Source organism: Lentzea sp. HUAS12, from assembly GCF_024125735.1.
Lineage (GTDB): Bacteria > Actinomycetota > Actinomycetes > Mycobacteriales > Pseudonocardiaceae > Lentzea > Lentzea albida.
This window is the reverse complement of the sequence record NZ_CP099738.1, coordinates 4,563,063-4,577,959: the sequence shown is the minus strand read 5'-3', so window position 1 is coordinate 4,577,959 and position 14,897 is coordinate 4,563,063. Positions and strand designations below refer to the sequence as shown.

Genomic DNA, 14,897 nt, shown 5'->3' with positions numbered 1-14,897 from the left:
GAATTTTATTGAAGAAGCTCAAAAAAGGCCGGATTTCTCAACGCTGAACTCTCTGGGTCTGCCGGGGTCTCTGGAGTAAGTTAATCGTTCGATCTCTAATGTTAATGGTTGGCGGTGTGCTGGATCTCATTCTGTGTGGGCTTTTCGCCTGTATTGCTAGGCAATTCGGCCCACGAGATTCGCGCCTCTGTGGGCGCTGTTGAACCAGATGTCGCACTCCGGCGTGCTGGGTGCGAAGCTATTTCTGTATCGGCTGTCAGTCCTGCGGAAGCTGATTTTGGCAATCAAAACATGGCGAAGTGTGTAATTTTTGAGGTGTATCCGGTGAGCTTGGATCACAATTTTCGCGCGGCTTGGTAGTTTTACTTACGGTCCTCATAGTTATGTGCGTTTAATTGGTCTGAGTCTGTCGATCTTGCTACGGTGGCGCCGTGTTGTGATCGGCTTTATCGGCTTCGGAGGTTCAGTTGAGATCTTTGCGTGTTCTCTTGGTCGTGATGTTCGTTCTCGTGGGCGTGTTGGTTCCGGCTGGGGCTGCCAGTGCGGCGGGCGAGCGTCACTTCGTCCACATCAGCACGAGTGGTGCACCCTTGTGGCGCGCGTCGGCGACTCTCTTCGCGCAGAGTGGTAAGCCGGTGTACTACTGGAACCAGTCCCAGCGCTCCGGCGGCAGGGCGTTGTGGTATTTCACGTGGTACGGCGACAACGGCTGGATCCACGCCAACCTGCGCAGTTCCGGGGGTGAGTACTGGTCGGAACCGCTCCGTCTGGATCGTGATCACTGCTTCAAGATCGATGGGTGGGGGCAGATCCGATACACCGGCGACAGTGTCACCGGTGGGTGCAACTCAAGGTGACTACCAGGTGAGGAGGCAGCGGAAACATCGCCGTCGGCGGCGGTCGCACGGTCGTTCGGCGACCGGAAGTCGGTCATGATCTCGGCTGGTCCGGCTACATGCTGATGCCCGCCGAACGCGGAGATGATCCGATAGCGGATGCGCCCCAGTGTGCCGTCCACGATCAATACCGCGTCCGGCCTGTACTCGCGGCTTGTTCAGCGCTCCGGCAGCCGGAGTCCAGGACTTCACCGACGAGGTGCGGACCGGTGGCAGGAGTAGCTCCCGCACGTGGCGGAGTGGTCCTGGACAAACCCAATCGGAGCCCGCGGAAGTCGCCCCAGCGCACGAGAAGTCCGCAGATCCTGCACAGTGTGGGGCCTATTCGCGCGCTGTGATCGTCCCTGCCTGGTGCTTGCCATGGGACGGTCACAGCACGACGTGTCAGACCCTGGCGAACCCGAAGGTCGTCGCGATCTTGTCGATCCGAACGGCGAACATGATCCCGTTGATGAGCGCGATGTGCATGCCGGCAACCATCGCCTTGCCCTCGTGGACCGTGTAGACGGGTGCTCCCGAGTCGCCCGCTCGCGTGAGCGTGCCGTTCCTGTAGGCGATGAGGTCCTGGAAGCACCGGCCGTCGAAGCACGCGCGCGCATGGGCATCCGCCACCCGGTGATCGCAGTGTTCACCGGTGCTCCTCCCGCTCACGCACAGGTCGTTGACCGGGCCGGACAGGTGGTTGATTCCCCCGATGAGGTACGTCGCGGATGAATCGACGCCACCGCGGTAGATCGAGTTCCCGTAGCGGCCGGTGGTGGCGGCGATCAGTGCGACGTCGATCGACGGCACCGTGGACACGATCTTGCCGATCTCGGCGCGGACTCCGTTGTGGCCCGCCTTCTCCGAGTAGATCCGCGCGCCGGCCGGGAAGCAGTGAGCCGCCGTGATCATCCGGGACACACCGTCGGGGTAGACCATGCGGAATGCGCTGGTGCAGATGTTGCCGTTGCTAGGGCTCGCGATCGAAGCGCCACCGTAGAACGGGCTGTAGTCGGACTTGCGCGACTGTTGCCCACCGTCACCTCGCTGGACCACCACATCGTCGGAGAGCAAGTCCTCCAGCCGGTCGACCACCTGCTTCGGCGCGGTCGTCGTGACGATCACCCGACCGGTGTTCGCGTCGTAGTGCGTGCCGAACGAGGACTTCCGGCCGTCGGGGTCCTTCGTGGCCATCTCCTGGACCACGGCGGCCACGGCGGATGTTCGTGCTGCAGCCGACGAGTGGTCCTCGTTGGCCGCCGCTGTCGCCGGGCCGGGCCAGGCGAGCTGTGCCGCGAAGAGGAACGTCGTGGCAGCGCACAGCCGCCGCGTGCGTGCCTTGTGTGACGTCGTCCTCCGGCGCTTTGCGGAGGAACAGGAAAAGGCGGTTCTCGACATGACCTGAACTGAAACAACAGCACACCAACTCTGCCTATGCGAAAAAGTTCGAGTTCTTCTCGAATACCGTGGATTCGGGAGTCAGGGCTGCTGGCGCCGCGCTCACCGGCGGTGGGACTTGTTGCTTCCCATCCTGGATCACGCTTCCGGAAGCTTTCTCCGGGGTGAGCTTGAGGTAACAGTCGAACCGATGCGGTCGCTTATCCGTGATTCGTACGCCTGGGGTCACGCGCGATGTGCTTCAGCAGGTCTCCGACGGCAGGACGACATCGGAGACCCTGGTCGCGTGGTCGGGCGACGCCAAGCGGAGCCACAGAGTTGCCGCCAGCACCGCGGAGGCGGCGCCGAGGATGGCGAGCGCAGGCCGGAGACCTCCCGCTGCCGCAGTCATGCCCGCGATCACCAGTGGCGAGATGAACTGGCCCACGAACAGGGTGCCGGTCCACAGGCCGGTGCCCCGGCCGCGGTGGACGAAGTCGAGCAGGTCCAGCGCCCAGGTCAACAACGTCGGCAACAGCGCCCCGGTGCCGAGTCCCGTCAGGACGGCTCCCGCGGTGATCATGGGCACCGAGCCGGACGCCGCCACGACGACCAGGCCCGTCGCCGCCAGCAGGAACTCCCCGACGAGCAGCTTCCTGCGTCCGAGCCCGGCCAGGCGTCCGAACACCGCACCGCCGATCGCGGTCGCGATCGACATGACGGCACTGATGAGGCCGATGACACCCGTGGACGTGACTCCCGCCGCATCGAGCACGTAGGACAGCTGCACGATCAGCGCGTAGAACACGATTCCGCCGAGGAACGTGACACCGCACGGCGCGAGGAGGCCTCGCCACGGCACGGGCTCCAATCGCGTGCGTTGCACCGCCGACGGCGTCGGCGCCCACAGCGACCGCGCCAGGGGAATCACCAGTGCCAGGGAGACGAAGTACATCCAGAAGGGGGTGCGCCAGCCGCTCGCGCCCAGCAGTCCCCCCAACAGCAGGAACAGGGTGGCGCTCACGGCCGCCACGGTGGCCTGCAGACCGAGGTAGCGGTTGCGCTTCGCGCCGGACCAGTAGTCGCCGATCAGCGTCGTGCAGCACGTCATGATGGCGGCCTCGCACACGCCGACCAGAACGCGGCTTCCGATGATGGCGCCGAGGCCGTCGAGGTAGAGCGGAGCGGTGCCGAAGATCGCGTAGGCCACCATCGCCGCGATCAGCAGTCGTACCCGGCCCAGCCGGTCGACCACGACGCCGGCGAACGGTGACACGAGGCCGATCATCAGCGCGGGAACGGTCAGCACGATCGGAACCAGCACCGCCACACCCGGTGTCGCGGCGAACTCCTGGGCCATTAGTGGGAGGACGGGCGCGATCAGCACCGAACCGAGCACCGACATCGAGCTCGCGGCGAGAAGTAGGAGCAACTGGGGCGTACCCGCCACGCGGGTGGTGCCGTTGCCGTTCATGATCACCTCACGACGTTGTGGAAGTCTGAACCAGGCGGGCGGCGTCCGAGATGGACTTGACGCCGCCGTGTGCGGTGAGCCCGCCGTCCACGGCGATCTCCGTGCCCGTGACGAACGAGGATCCGTCGCCGAGCAGGAAGAGCACGACCGCCGCGACCTCCTCGGGAGTGCCGGTACGGCCCAGCGGGGTTTCCGCGATGTTCGCCGCGCGGAACGCCGGGCCGGCGGACGCGGTCATCGGTGTGTCGATGTAGCCGGGATGGACGGCGTTGACCCGGATGCCGCGCGGTCCCAGTTCGGTTGCGGCCGCACGGGTCAGACCGCGCAGTGCCCACTTGCTCGCGGTGTAGGCGACGGGGTGGTGACCGGTCAGCGCGGCGACCGAACCGACCGTGACGATCGACGCTCCCGCGCTCATCAGTGGCGCGAGGTGCTGGATGCCCAGCAGCGGACCGGCCACGTTGACGTCGAGCACCCGGTGCAGGTCGGCCGGATCGAGTTCGTCCAGCCTCGCGCGCCACGTGATGCCCGCGTTCGCGACGAGTCCGTGCACGGTTCCGTGCCGGGCAAGCAGTTCCGCCGCGAACACCGCCCAGCCTGCTGGGTCGGTGACGTCGAGGCGCCGGCCGGTGATGCCGGGACGGTGCGGTACGGGCTCCCGGTCAAGCGCGTACACCACGGCCCCCGCCCGTGCGGCGGCCAGTGCTTCCGCGGCGCCCTGTCCGCTCGCCGCCCCGGTGACGACGACCACGCGGCCGTCGAGGCTCATGGCCGTGTCCTGGGACGCTGCCGCGCGGCGGGGATCTTCACCGGGTCACCGCCTGCCACGACGGTGTTGGCGATGGTGCCGATGCCCTCCACCGTCATGGTGACGACATCGCCCCGCCGCAGCCCCGTGACGCCGGCGGCGTGGCGGCCCCACTTCTCGGCGAGGCAGCCGCCGTTGCCGCACGTGCCGGACCCCAGCACGTCGCCAGGCCTGACCTCGGTCCCGCGACTCGCGTAGGCCACGAGCTCCTCGAACGGCCAGCCCATGTTGGACAGCAGGTCCCGGCCGACCTCGATCCCGTTGACCTCGACGGTCATGCCCAGCGTCAGGAACCCGTCCGCGTCGCGCCACGGCTCCAGCTCGTCCGCGGTGACGAGCACCGGGCCCAGCGTCGTGGCGAAGTCCTTGCCCTTGCAGGGGCCGAGCCCGACCTTCATCTCCCGCCGTTGCAGGTCGCGAGCCGACCAGTCGTTGAGGATCGTGTACCCGGCGATGTGCTCGCGCGCGGCTTCCGGGGAAAGGTCGCGGCCGACACGGCCGATGATCGCGGCGACCTCCAGTTCGAAGTCGAGCGCGGTGCAGCCTGGTGGCACCGCCACGTCGTCGTGGGCGCCGATCACCGCATAGGGGTTGGTGAAGTAGAACGTCGGCGCCTCGAACCATTCCGGTGGCACGGCGGCACCACCCGACACCGACCGCACCACGCCCTCCACGTGTTCCTCGAACGCGACGAAGTCACGCACGGTCGGAGGTTCCAGTGGTGTGAGCAGCCGCAGACCCGCCAGTGGCACGGTGTCTCCCTGACGGAGCGCGGTGTCGCCCGCCGAGTGCAGCTGTTCGGTATGCAGCAGGTCGAGCACCGTGATTCCGGCGGGCAGGCGGTGGAACAGGTCGTCGGTGACGAGTCCGCACCGGGTGCCGGCGTCCTCGTCCCACACCGTCGCGAACTTCACGGCGCCACCTTTCCGCTCACGTGCGGCAGCGGTGCGCCCGCGTGCCACACCTCGGTGATGCGGACTTCGGTGAAGCGCCATCCCTCCGCCGTGCGGCGCAAAGCGCAGTCGTACCAACCGGAACCGTCGGCGTGGTCGAACGTGTCGTCGCTGAGCATGTGCACTCCGAGCAGATAGGACCGCGTTGTGGCGGTGTCGCCGTCGATGCTGATCGCGTGGTTCGACGACCCGTGCCACGTGCCCGTGTAGCGACCGAGGCCTCGTTCGCCTGCTGTGGCGGCGCGGATCGCGGTGCGGCCCTCGAACCGTGCCGCACCGGGGATCTCGAGCACGCCGTCCTCGGCATAAGTGGCGGCGTAGGAGTCCCAGTCCTTTTCGTCGAGCGCTCTGGCGAACTCGACCAGCAGGTCCGAGATCAGCGCGCGGTCCACCAGCCAGCGGACCTGCTCCTGCAGCGCGCTCATACCGGCGGCGCCACGAACAGGCCCTTGTCCAGATCGTTGAACGACCTGGCGGCGACGAACTCGTCCATCTTGTTGGCCGTGCCCCACTGGTCGGAGACCTCCGGGTCGGAGAAGTCGTGCAGTCCCGGGTGCCAGGTGTCCTCGTCGAGCACCTCGAGTTCGGTGGTGTACTCGATGGTGTTGCCCTGGGGGTCGAGGAAGTAGGAGAAGGTGTTGTTGCCCGCCTTGTGCCTGCCGGGGCCCCAGATCTTCTCCACGCCCAGCCGCAGCAGCCGACCGGTGCCGCGCATGTACTCGTCGATGCCACGCATCTCGAAGCTCGCGTGGTGCAGTGACGGGTGAGGGCCGCGGGCGATGGCGAAGCTGTGGTGCCAGCTGTTGCACCGCATGAACCACATCGCGTTGCCGATGTTGGGGTGGGTGAGGATGTCGGAGACCGCGAACGACAGGTACCGGGTGTAGAAGTCGACTGTGCCCTCGGGGTCAGCGGAGTTGATGACGACGTGCGACAGGCGCACGGGAATCGCCTCGGTCTCCTCGATCCTGCGGTGTTCACGCTGCGCGACGTCGCACGACACCTCGACCGTGCGGCCCTCGTTGTCGAAGAAGCGGAACCCGTACCCGCCACCGGGGGTGCTGACGGTGCCCGGCTCGGACACGATGGTGACGCCTGCTCGGGCGAGTCGCTCCGCGAGCGCGTCGACGTCGGCCGGGCGGGCCGCGCCGAAGGAGATCAGGTCGATGCGCTTGTCGGTGGTCTCGCGCAGCCGCAGTACGTACTGCTCGGGAGACCCGACGGCTGCCAGGAAAGACAGGCCCGTGTCGGTGACGGTCTCGGCGAGACCCCACTCCGCCGAGTAGAAGGCGCGTGCCCGCGCCAGGTCGGGCACGCCGATGGCGACGTGCCGCAGGTGGGTGATCAGGCGGGTCATGATCATTCCTTTCCGGACTGTCGGAGGGTGGGCCACAGGCCCAGCTTCTCGGCGTTGCCCACGGCCACGGCGGCGCGCTCACCCGTGGTGAGACCGGCGGCGTCGAGTGCCGCCAACGGGTCGGCCGCGCCCATGTCGAACGGGTGGTCGGACCCGAGCAGCACCCTGTCGGAGCCGACCTTGCCGACGAGCGCGCCGAGTTCTTCCGGTGAATGCACGAGCGAGTCGAACCACAGCCGTCGCAGGTAGGCCGACGGCGGCTCGGCGCACCCGCGGGCGTCGGGCCGCACCCGCCACGCGTGGTCGGCGCGGCCGATGTGATGAGGGAGGTAGCCGCCGCCGTGCGCGGCGAGCACCCGCAGGCCCGGATGGCGGTCGAGCACCCCGGAGAAGATCAGGTGCGAGAGCGCGACCGCGTGCTCGACCGGCTGTCCTACCGTGTTCGACAGGTACCGCAGGGCCAGGCGTGCGCCCAGGGAACACCCGAAGGGATGCAGGAACACGACGGCGCCGGTCTCGGCGGCGCGCGCCCAGAACGGCTCGAGCCGGGGATCGGACAGCTCGACGCCGGGCGCGTGCGAGGAGATCTCGACCCCGGCGAGGCCCAGCGCGAGCGCGTTCTCCAAGTCCTCGACCAGCGTCGAGGGGTGCTGCAACGCGACGAGCCCGAGTCCGGCGAGACGATCGGGCGCCGATGCCACGAGGTCCGCGACACCGCGGTTGGCCGTGTGCACGATTCGCCGGGCCTGGTCCTCATCCGCCCAGTAGTGGTACTGCGACGGGGACGGCGACACGACCTGCGCGTCGATTCCTGCCGCGTCCATGTCCGCGAGCCTGCGTTCGAGGGTGGTCAACGAGGACAGGCGTGTGCGGACCATGCGCGCCGACTCGGCTCGGGACTGCGGGCTGTCCCTCAGTGCTTCGTGCTGTCGCTGCTCCCACAGCCGCGGGTCGTCACCGACCAGCTCCTCGACCGCCCCGATGACGCAGTGCGCGTGGACGTCCACCGCTTTCATGCCGGCTCCGAGACCAGAGTGGACACCCGGTTCATCAGCTCGGGAACACCGCTCTGATCACCCGCCGCCACCATCCGTCCGATGTGGAGGGACGCGTCCACCACCGTCCGCACTCGCTCCAGCCTCCTCGCGGTGAACGAACTCCACAGGCGGTCGTCCAGGTCGTCCGCGGCGAGCAGGAGTTCGGCGAGTACCGCCGCGTCCTCGAGGGCCATCGCCGCCCCCTGAGCGAGAGTCGGCGGGCAGCAGTGCGCGGCGTCACCGATCAGTACGACACGACCGCGGTGCCACGGGCCGTCGAGCAGGTGCGTCTCGAACCACGTGTAGTGCACGCGGTCGGCATCGACGAGACGGGCGCGGATCTCGATCCAGGGTCCCTGGTACTGCTCCGCCAGCTCGCGCATCGCCGCCAGCTTCTCGGCCGGGGACAGGGCGCTGCGGTCCTGCGCGTCCTCCACCAGGTAGGCGTAGAGCGAGTCCTCTCCGGTGGGGCAGTAACCCGCGATGTGCGCGACACCGCCGTAGCAGAGTTCGGTTCGCGTCACCGACGCCGGGCGTGGGGTGAACGCCCGCCAGATGCCCATGCCGGTCGCGCGGGTCTCCAGTTCGATCCCCATCGCCCCGCGCGTCCACGACCGCACTCCGTCCGCACCCGCGACGAGGTCGTAGCGGCCACCGCTTCCGTCGGAGAACAACAGGTCCACGCCATCGACGTCCTGGGCGAGCGAGGTCGGCGAGGTGCCCGTGCGCACCTTGACACCGAGCGCGACGGCACGGTCGGCCAGGAGCCGGGCGAGGTCGGGACGATACATCCCAGCGGTGGCCGGGAGGTCGGGGCCGCCGGTGCGGGTGTCGGACACCTCGGCGAGAAGTTCACCGCTGGGCAGGCGCAGGCCGATCGAGTCGAAGCAGTACCCTGCCCGGCGGACCTGTTCCCAGACTCCGAGCCTGCGCAGCAGGCGCAGAGCGTTGCCCTGCAGGGTGATTCCCGATCCGAGCGCGGTGACGTCCGGTTGGGCCTCGACGAGGTCGACGGCGACGCCCGCCTCGGCGAGCAGCACGGCGGTGGCGAACCCGGCGACCCCACCACCGATCACGGCTACAGAACTGACTGCGGGCATCGATGCCCTCCTCACTTGACGGCGAGCGGGTTCACCGGTGCTCCGACCGCACCGGTGAACGGAATCGGAACGGCCGTGAGCCAGAACGCGTGGGCGCCATCGGCGGCACAGTCCTCGGCGAGTGCGTCGAAGTCCCACATCTCGCCGATGTACAGGCCGATGTGCGGGATGACGACCTGGTGCAGTGGCTGGAACGAGTCGTCGAACTCGTTGGGCCGCACCTCGAAGCCCCAGGTGTCGGTGGCGATCGCGGCGATGCGCGAGTCGTGCAGCCAGTCAGCGCACAGGAAGGACAGGCCGGGAGAGTCACCGCCCGCGTACTCGCCCCACCCCTCGCGGCGGGCGCGGGACAGTCTGCCCGTGCGCACGCAGACGATGTCGCCTTCCTCGATCGTGACACCGTGTGCCGCGGCCGTGGCGTCGAGGTGCTCGGGCAGGATGGCGAACCCGTCGGGCAGTTCGCCGTCGCCCAGCACCCTGCCCACGTCCAGCAGCACCCCGCGACCCGCAATGAGCGCAGCCGCCGTCTCGATGCCCGTGACCGCGTCTCCCGCGCTCGTCACGACATCACCGGCTCGTCGGCCGTTGTACGCGGTGCCGTGGTCGAAGATGTGGCCCAGTCCGTCCCATTGGGTGGAGCACTGCAGTGGCATCGACACGACGTCGTCCGCGCCTCCGAAGCCGTGTGGGAAGCCCTGCACCCCTCGTTCCGCGTCGGTGCCGGTGTCCGTCATCGAGTGCACCGGGTTGGTCCGCCGCCGCCACCCGCGCTGCGGACCGTGTTCGTCGAAGGTCTGGGCGAGGGAGAAGGTCACTCCGCGGCGCACCAGCGCCGCGGCCCGCACACGTGCTTGCGGGGTAAGGAAGTTCAGCGTGCCGTGGACGTCGTCGGAACCCCAGCGGCCGGCGTTCGAGCACCGCTTCGCCGCGGCCGTGACGGCACCTTCGGGGTCGGTCCGGTCGAGGCTCGGTCGTGGCACGGTCATGGCGCCACGCACCGGGTGCGCTGCGTTCCCAGTCCGGTGATGGTGCCTTCCATGACGTCTCCGGCCCGCAGCAGCCTGCCGTGGTGGAAGCCGTTGCCCGCGGGGCTGCCGGTGAGGACGATGTCGCCCGGTCGCAGCGGTGTCGTCCAGGAGGCCGCGGACACGAGCGCCGCCACGTCGAAGATCATGTCCTTCGTGGACTCGTCCTGCATCACCTCTCCGTTGAGGCGCAACGTGATTCTCGGATGCTGCTCGACGAACTCGGCCGGGACGAGCCACGGTCCCAGCGGGGTGAAACCAGGCGCGTTCTTGGAGCGGAACCAGTCGGCGCCGATTTCCGGCATGTCGCGCCGGAAGACCAGGTCGCGCGTCGTGAGATCGTTCGCGATCGTGTAACCGGCGATGTGGCCCAGGGCGTCCCCGCGGTCGACGCGGAAGGCGTCCCGTCCGATCACGACCGCCAGTTCGAGCTCCCAGTCGTGCTGGGCGGAGTACGCGGGCAGCGTCACGTCGTCGTAAGGGCCTGTGATGGCGGAGGGAAGACCGACGAAGAGGTACGGCTCACCGGAGGCGGCCCGGCGGTCCATCATCTCCGCCGTCTCGGCACGCACCTCGTCCGCGTCGCGGTTCGGGGAGTGCCGGACAGCGAGGTCCACGACGTGTGTGCGGTAGTTGGCCCCGGCCTGGATCACCTGGCCCGGTTCCAGCGGAGCGCACACCCGCAGTTCTTCCAGCGCCTGCCACGGCCCAGGTCCGGTCGCGAGCCGGCGCAGTTCGGGCAGTACCTCGTCCCAGGCCTGCAGCAGCTTCCACGTGGACTCGGCCACGTCGCGCAGATCGCGCACGCGGGTATCGCGCACGAGACCCGGGAAGCGTTCGCCTTCGTCCGCGGTGAATGTTCCCAGTCCGAACGAGATGTTCACGCGGGACTTCCCTTCGGTCGCAAGTGGTTGGCACCACTTTCGGACCGAGAAAGACATCAGGGAAGCGCTAGTTGCTGATGCGAGTTATCACTGGCATTAATATCCTGTGAATCTCGCAGCCCTTGATCTCAACCTTCTGGTCCCGCTGGACGTCCTGCTCACCGAGCGTTCCGTGTCCCGCGCGGCAGCCCGGCTGGGGCTGTCGCAACCGGCGTTGTCCGCCTCTCTGGCACGGCTGCGCCGGCACTTCGGCGATCCGCTGCTCGCCCGCAGCGGGAACACTTACGAACTCACGCCGCTCGCTGTCCAATTGCGCCAGCGCACCGCGATCGCGCTCAACGGTGTCGAACGCGTCTTCGCCAGCGAGCCCGCGTTCGACCCTGCGACGTCGCGCCGCACGTTCACACTCCTCGCCTCGGACTACGCGATGACGATGATCGGCCCGCGGGTGGTCGACCTGCTCGAAGAACGGGCACCCGGCACGACCCTGCGGCTCGAGCGACACAGCACACCGCTCATCGACGCGGGCGTTCACGCCCTTCGTGCCTTCGACGGAATCCTCTTCCCGCACGGTTTCTTCTCCGAACTGCCCTCGGTGGACCTGTTCAGCGACACCTGGGTCTGCCTGGCCGACCGCCGCAACCCGCACATCGGTGAGGAGCTCACCATGGCCAACGCGGCCGAACTGCCCTGGGTGTTCACCTACAACGGCCCGACCGCGTTCACCCCGGCCGGACGGCAGCTGCAGATTCTGGGCGTGGCGGCGAAGGTGTGCACCGTGGTGGAGAGCTTCCTTGCGCTGCCGCACTATCTGATCGGCACCGGCCGCATCGCGCTGGTGCAGGCCAAGCTCGCGGACCTGCTGGTGCGCGACGACCGGCTTCGGCGGTTGCGGTGCCCCTGGGACGCCGTGCCGCTCGTCGAGGCACTGTGGTGGCACCCCATGCACACACACGATCCCGAACACGTGTGGCTGCGGTCCGTTCTGATCGAAGCCGGTCTCGCCATCTGATCACGTCGCGAAACCAGAACCCGGAAAGACGACGGCACAGCGGTCAGGTGTCTCCGAAATGCGCGGAAGACCGTTGACCGTCACGTGTGACGAACGTCGACAATCCCTCTTCAACAGCGGTGGTGAGCGTGGTCGAGATCCGGTGACCGACGCTTGTTAGCGCTAACATCCTGTTGTCCGCCGGTAGGAGTTGGATCATGCACCACGGTTGCGCCAGATTCGGACGTCGCCTGCTCGCCGCGGCCACCGGCCTGCTCGTCGGGTCGGGCATCATGGCCGCGGCCGCCCCGGCGGTTCACGCGGCGGGTCCCGCGGCTCACTACGTCATGACGGCGTTCACGCGGTCCAGTGAGTCCAACATGAACGTGTACGCGTCATCGGATGCGCTCAACTGGAACACGGTGAAGATCAATGCCTACACCCCGCCCTCGGGACTGATCCGCGATCCCAGCATCCTGCGGCACACCGACGGCTACTACTACCTGACCTACACCACCAACTGGACCGGCGACACGATCGGATTCGCGCGCAGCACGAACCAGATCAACTGGCAGTTCCTGCGCAACGTCAAGGTGGGGCTCAACGGAAACACGGGCAGCACCTGGGCTCCGGAGTGGTTCAAGGACTCCGATGGCAGCGTCCACGTCATCTTCTCCGCTTCCGCCGAGGGCCGTGGAGGGCAGTTCCGCCCGTACCGGATCAAGGCGACCGACGCGGCGTTGTCCACCTGGACCGCGCCCGTCCCGCTGGGCCTCCCGGCCAACTACATCGACAGCTTCGTGGTCAAAGAAGGCGGCGTCTACCACAACTTCGTCAAGAACGAGACCACCAAGTACATCGAGCACGCCACCTCGTCCTCGCTCGGCGGTCCGTGGCGGTTCGTCGGAACCGGGAACTGGGCGGGGTGGGGCAGCGGCCTCGAGGGACCTGCGCTGGCACAGTTGCCGAACGGCAACTGGCGGATCTACTTCGACCAGTACAGCGGCGGACGGTACTTCTACGCCGACGGAGACCTGAACACCTTCTCTGCCAAGACCGAACTGCCAGGTCTGTCCGGTGTCGCCCGCCACTTCACCGTGCTGCGGGAGAACGTGGGCGACGGCGTCGTCGTACCGACCGGCAGGCGGACGATCGCGTCCGTCAACAAGGCCGGTCACGTGATCCGGCACAAGAACTTCGCCGCGCTGCTGGAACAGGTCGGTCCTGCCAGTGCCGCTCTGGACCGCGCCGACGCCACCTTCACCGTGGTCGCCGGGCTCGCCAACGGCAATTGCTACTCGTTCGCGGCGGTCAACGTCACCGGGTACTACTTGCGTCACGACGACTTCAAGCTGCGGCTCGCCCAGAACGACGGTTCAGCCGGCTTCAGGAGCGACGCGACCTTCTGCGGCCGTACCGGCTTCGCCGGGGGTGGGTCTCTGTCTTTCGAGTCCTACAACTTTCCCGGCCACTACCTCCGCCACTACGACTTCCAGATCCAGCTCGACGCTCGAGCGAGCGGAGCCTTCCCCGCTGACGCGTCGTTCAACGTGACCAACGCCCTGGGCTGAACCCGGCGCCGAGTGTCCTCATGAAACATGCGGCTCCCGTCGCCGTGTCAGTTCCCCCGCGCCATGCTTGAAATGCTCCGATGTTTCCGTTGATTTTGCCGAACTCGTGCGAAATTTCCGGAAGTCGCTGGTGATGATTTCGCGCGATACCTAACATCGGACTCACCGTCGAGCAAGTCGGTCGTTGCCGTCCGTGAATCGCGCATAAACCGTGTGGGTGCTTCTCGTGCCCAGTGGATTTGCGTGAGCTCGACGGTGTCGAGCTCACGGCTTCGGTAGCCAGATCGGCTACTCGCGGGTCTGCAGGAATGGACGCGCTCAGCCCCGGTGAACCGGCCACGGGTTCCGGCCGACTTCGAGAACGGAGGTCGAACTTGGGTGACGTGAACGGATCGCCCGATCGGCGAGGACGCGTCCGAAAAGCGCATCAGGTGAGCGGGCACGACGAAGACGCTTCCTGATCTTCAGGCGCCGATTTCATTCGGTGAGCAAAGTTGTTCAATACCAGGAAGTACTCCGAACCACTGCTGGGAGATCAGATGAGGAAGAACCTCGCCAAGGCGACCGCGATCATCGCCACCGCGACAGCCACGCTCGGACTCGCGGCCTTCGTCGCGGCTCCTGCCGCGAACGCGCAGTTCTGCGCGACCGATGCGACTACGTTCAAGTCGCGATGTACTCCCGACCTCTTCATCCGGGAGTACGCGTCGGACACCGCCAGTGGCAGGGTCTCGCGATCCTACGGACTCTCGGTCAACAGCACCTACGATTGCCTGCGCAACGGCTCGTACAGTGCTAATCCCCGGTACAGCGTCACCACGAAGTCGAACGTGCAAAATGGCGAGTGGGGTATTTATGGATCGACTGTCGGGGACTGTGGAATTCCTGTTAACACCGATTTCTGCAGTTTCCGCTCGCCTCTCAACGCTCGTGAGATCTACGTGACGCTGCACGAGCCCGGGATCCCGTGCGAAGTCGCCTACTACTACGCCTGACGCCTCGCACGCCAGAAGTCCGGCCAGAACCTGGTGCCGTGATCACGTGCGCGCTGGCCTGTGCGCTCGTCACGTCCGCGGTCGTGGAGCTGTTCGATCCAGGCCGTGACGTCCAGAGTGGACAGGCCTGCCGGTGGGGTGGCGCCCCGGCGGGCAGGATGTGGTTGCGCGCAGTGGCCGCCGTGGTCGCCGAACGTACGGATGCCGAGGCTGGGACGCCCACCGAGCCGCCCGGTCCTCGGCACTGGTCTCGCCCGTGCTGGGGCCGGGTCGATCCAGGTGTGCAGGCGCAGGCGCCGGCTGCCCTTTGGCTCGCGAAGCCGGGCACGGGACGTTCGACATGTCCGTTGTGCGTATCCGGCAGCGGAGATGCAGCTTGATCTGCAGCTCAACTCCGGCTGGGTGCGCGCCGCTCGGCAGGTATGTAGGCCGGGCTCACGCGCCGGC

General features: G+C 67.3%; 14 protein-coding genes. 3 read left to right on the top strand and 11 right to left on the bottom strand.

All coding sequences use genetic code 11. The features are described from left to right. Nucleotides 1-778: 778 nt before the first annotated feature. From ND450_RS20090 to ND450_RS20040, 11 genes are all read right to left on the bottom strand, one after another. Nucleotides 779-1,018 carry a hypothetical protein gene (locus tag ND450_RS20090; protein ID WP_253327603.1) on the bottom strand — a complete coding sequence of 80 codons (240 nt, stop codon included), beginning with the start codon at nt 1,016-1,018 and terminating at the stop codon, nt 779-781. A 262-nt stretch (nt 1,019-1,280) separates the two neighbouring features. Continuing rightward, nucleotides 1,281-2,093, bottom strand: coding sequence for a S1 family peptidase (locus ND450_RS20085; protein WP_253327602.1), 813 nt, complete (start codon nt 2,091-2,093; stop codon nt 1,281-1,283). 424 nt (nt 2,094-2,517) lie between these two features. After that, nucleotides 2,518-3,729, bottom strand: a complete 1,212-nt coding sequence (locus tag ND450_RS20080) for an MFS transporter (protein ID WP_253327957.1) — start codon at nt 3,727-3,729, stop codon at nt 2,518-2,520. Nucleotides 3,730-3,736: 7 nt separating this feature from the next. Continuing rightward, nucleotides 3,737-4,498 (bottom strand): SDR family NAD(P)-dependent oxidoreductase, encoded by a 762-nt coding sequence (locus ND450_RS20075; protein ID WP_253327601.1) that lies wholly within the window; start codon nt 4,496-4,498, stop codon nt 3,737-3,739. After that, on the bottom strand, nt 4,495-5,451 hold the full coding sequence (locus tag ND450_RS20070; protein WP_253327600.1) for a fumarylacetoacetate hydrolase family protein: 957 nt from the start codon (nt 5,449-5,451) through the stop codon (nt 4,495-4,497). Before ND450_RS20070 ends, ND450_RS20075 begins: the two co-directional genes overlap by 4 nt. Continuing rightward, complete coding sequence (locus tag ND450_RS20065; protein WP_253327599.1) at nt 5,448-5,915, bottom strand: nuclear transport factor 2 family protein; 468 nt, start codon at nt 5,913-5,915, stop codon at nt 5,448-5,450. The genes ND450_RS20070 and ND450_RS20065 overlap by 4 nt, the downstream gene beginning before the upstream one ends. Beyond that, complete coding sequence (locus ND450_RS20060) at nt 5,912-6,847, bottom strand: VOC family protein (RefSeq protein ID WP_253327598.1); 936 nt, start codon at nt 6,845-6,847, stop codon at nt 5,912-5,914. The genes ND450_RS20065 and ND450_RS20060 overlap by 4 nt, the downstream gene beginning before the upstream one ends. 2 nt (nt 6,848-6,849) lie before the next feature. After that, nucleotides 6,850-7,863, bottom strand: coding sequence for an amidohydrolase family protein (locus ND450_RS20055; RefSeq protein WP_253327597.1), 1,014 nt, complete (start codon nt 7,861-7,863; stop codon nt 6,850-6,852). Beyond that, on the bottom strand, nt 7,860-8,984 hold the full coding sequence (locus ND450_RS20050) for an FAD-dependent monooxygenase (protein ID WP_253327596.1): 1,125 nt from the start codon (nt 8,982-8,984) through the stop codon (nt 7,860-7,862). The genes ND450_RS20055 and ND450_RS20050 overlap by 4 nt, the downstream gene beginning before the upstream one ends. A gap of 11 nt (nt 8,985-8,995) precedes the next feature. Next, nucleotides 8,996-9,970 (bottom strand): cyclase family protein, encoded by a 975-nt coding sequence (locus ND450_RS20045; RefSeq protein WP_253327595.1) that lies wholly within the window; start codon nt 9,968-9,970, stop codon nt 8,996-8,998. Then, nucleotides 9,967-10,893: a fumarylacetoacetate hydrolase family protein gene (locus tag ND450_RS20040; protein WP_253327594.1), complete on the bottom strand. Its 927-nt coding sequence runs from the start codon at nt 10,891-10,893 to the stop codon at nt 9,967-9,969. The genes ND450_RS20045 and ND450_RS20040 overlap by 4 nt, the downstream gene beginning before the upstream one ends. Before the next feature lie 106 nt (nt 10,894-10,999). Here ND450_RS20040 and ND450_RS20035 point away from each other — a divergent pair, with 106 nt between their 5' ends. From ND450_RS20035 to ND450_RS20025, 3 genes are all read left to right on the top strand, one after another. After that, the gene (locus ND450_RS20035) at nt 11,000-11,905 is read left to right on the top strand and encodes a LysR family transcriptional regulator (protein WP_253327593.1); all 906 of its coding nucleotides are present in this window, start codon (nt 11,000-11,002) and stop codon (nt 11,903-11,905) included. A 197-nt stretch (nt 11,906-12,102) separates the two neighbouring features. Continuing rightward, nucleotides 12,103-13,455: a glycoside hydrolase family 43 protein gene (locus ND450_RS20030; RefSeq protein ID WP_253327592.1), complete on the top strand. Its 1,353-nt coding sequence runs from the start codon at nt 12,103-12,105 to the stop codon at nt 13,453-13,455. Between the two features lie 539 nt (nt 13,456-13,994). Next, on the top strand, nt 13,995-14,450 hold the full coding sequence (locus ND450_RS20025; protein WP_253327591.1) for a hypothetical protein: 456 nt from the start codon (nt 13,995-13,997) through the stop codon (nt 14,448-14,450). Nucleotides 14,451-14,897: the final 447 nt, after the last annotated feature.

Bases quoted from the DNA above. Each gene is read 5' to 3' on its own strand.
- ND450_RS20080 (WP_253327957.1), bottom strand. From the start codon at position 3,729: ATGAACGGCAACGGCACCACCCGCGTGGCGGGTACGCCCCAGTTGCTC.
- ND450_RS20075 (WP_253327601.1), bottom strand. From the start codon at position 4,498: ATGAGCCTCGACGGCCGCGTGGTCGTCGTCACCGGGGCGGCGAGCGGA.
- ND450_RS20065 (WP_253327599.1), bottom strand. From the start codon at position 5,915: ATGAGCGCGCTGCAGGAGCAGGTCCGCTGGCTGGTGGACCGCGCGCTG.
- ND450_RS20060 (WP_253327598.1), bottom strand. From the start codon at position 6,847: ATGACCCGCCTGATCACCCACCTGCGGCACGTCGCCATCGGCGTGCCC.
- ND450_RS20055 (WP_253327597.1), bottom strand. From the start codon at position 7,863: ATGAAAGCGGTGGACGTCCACGCGCACTGCGTCATCGGGGCGGTCGAG.
- ND450_RS20050 (WP_253327596.1), bottom strand. From the start codon at position 8,984: ATGCCCGCAGTCAGTTCTGTAGCCGTGATCGGTGGTGGGGTCGCCGGG.
- ND450_RS20045 (WP_253327595.1), bottom strand. From the start codon at position 9,970: ATGACCGTGCCACGACCGAGCCTCGACCGGACCGACCCCGAAGGTGCC.
- ND450_RS20030 (WP_253327592.1), top strand. From the start codon at position 12,103: ATGCACCACGGTTGCGCCAGATTCGGACGTCGCCTGCTCGCCGCGGCC.
- ND450_RS20025 (WP_253327591.1), top strand. From the start codon at position 13,995: ATGAGGAAGAACCTCGCCAAGGCGACCGCGATCATCGCCACCGCGACA.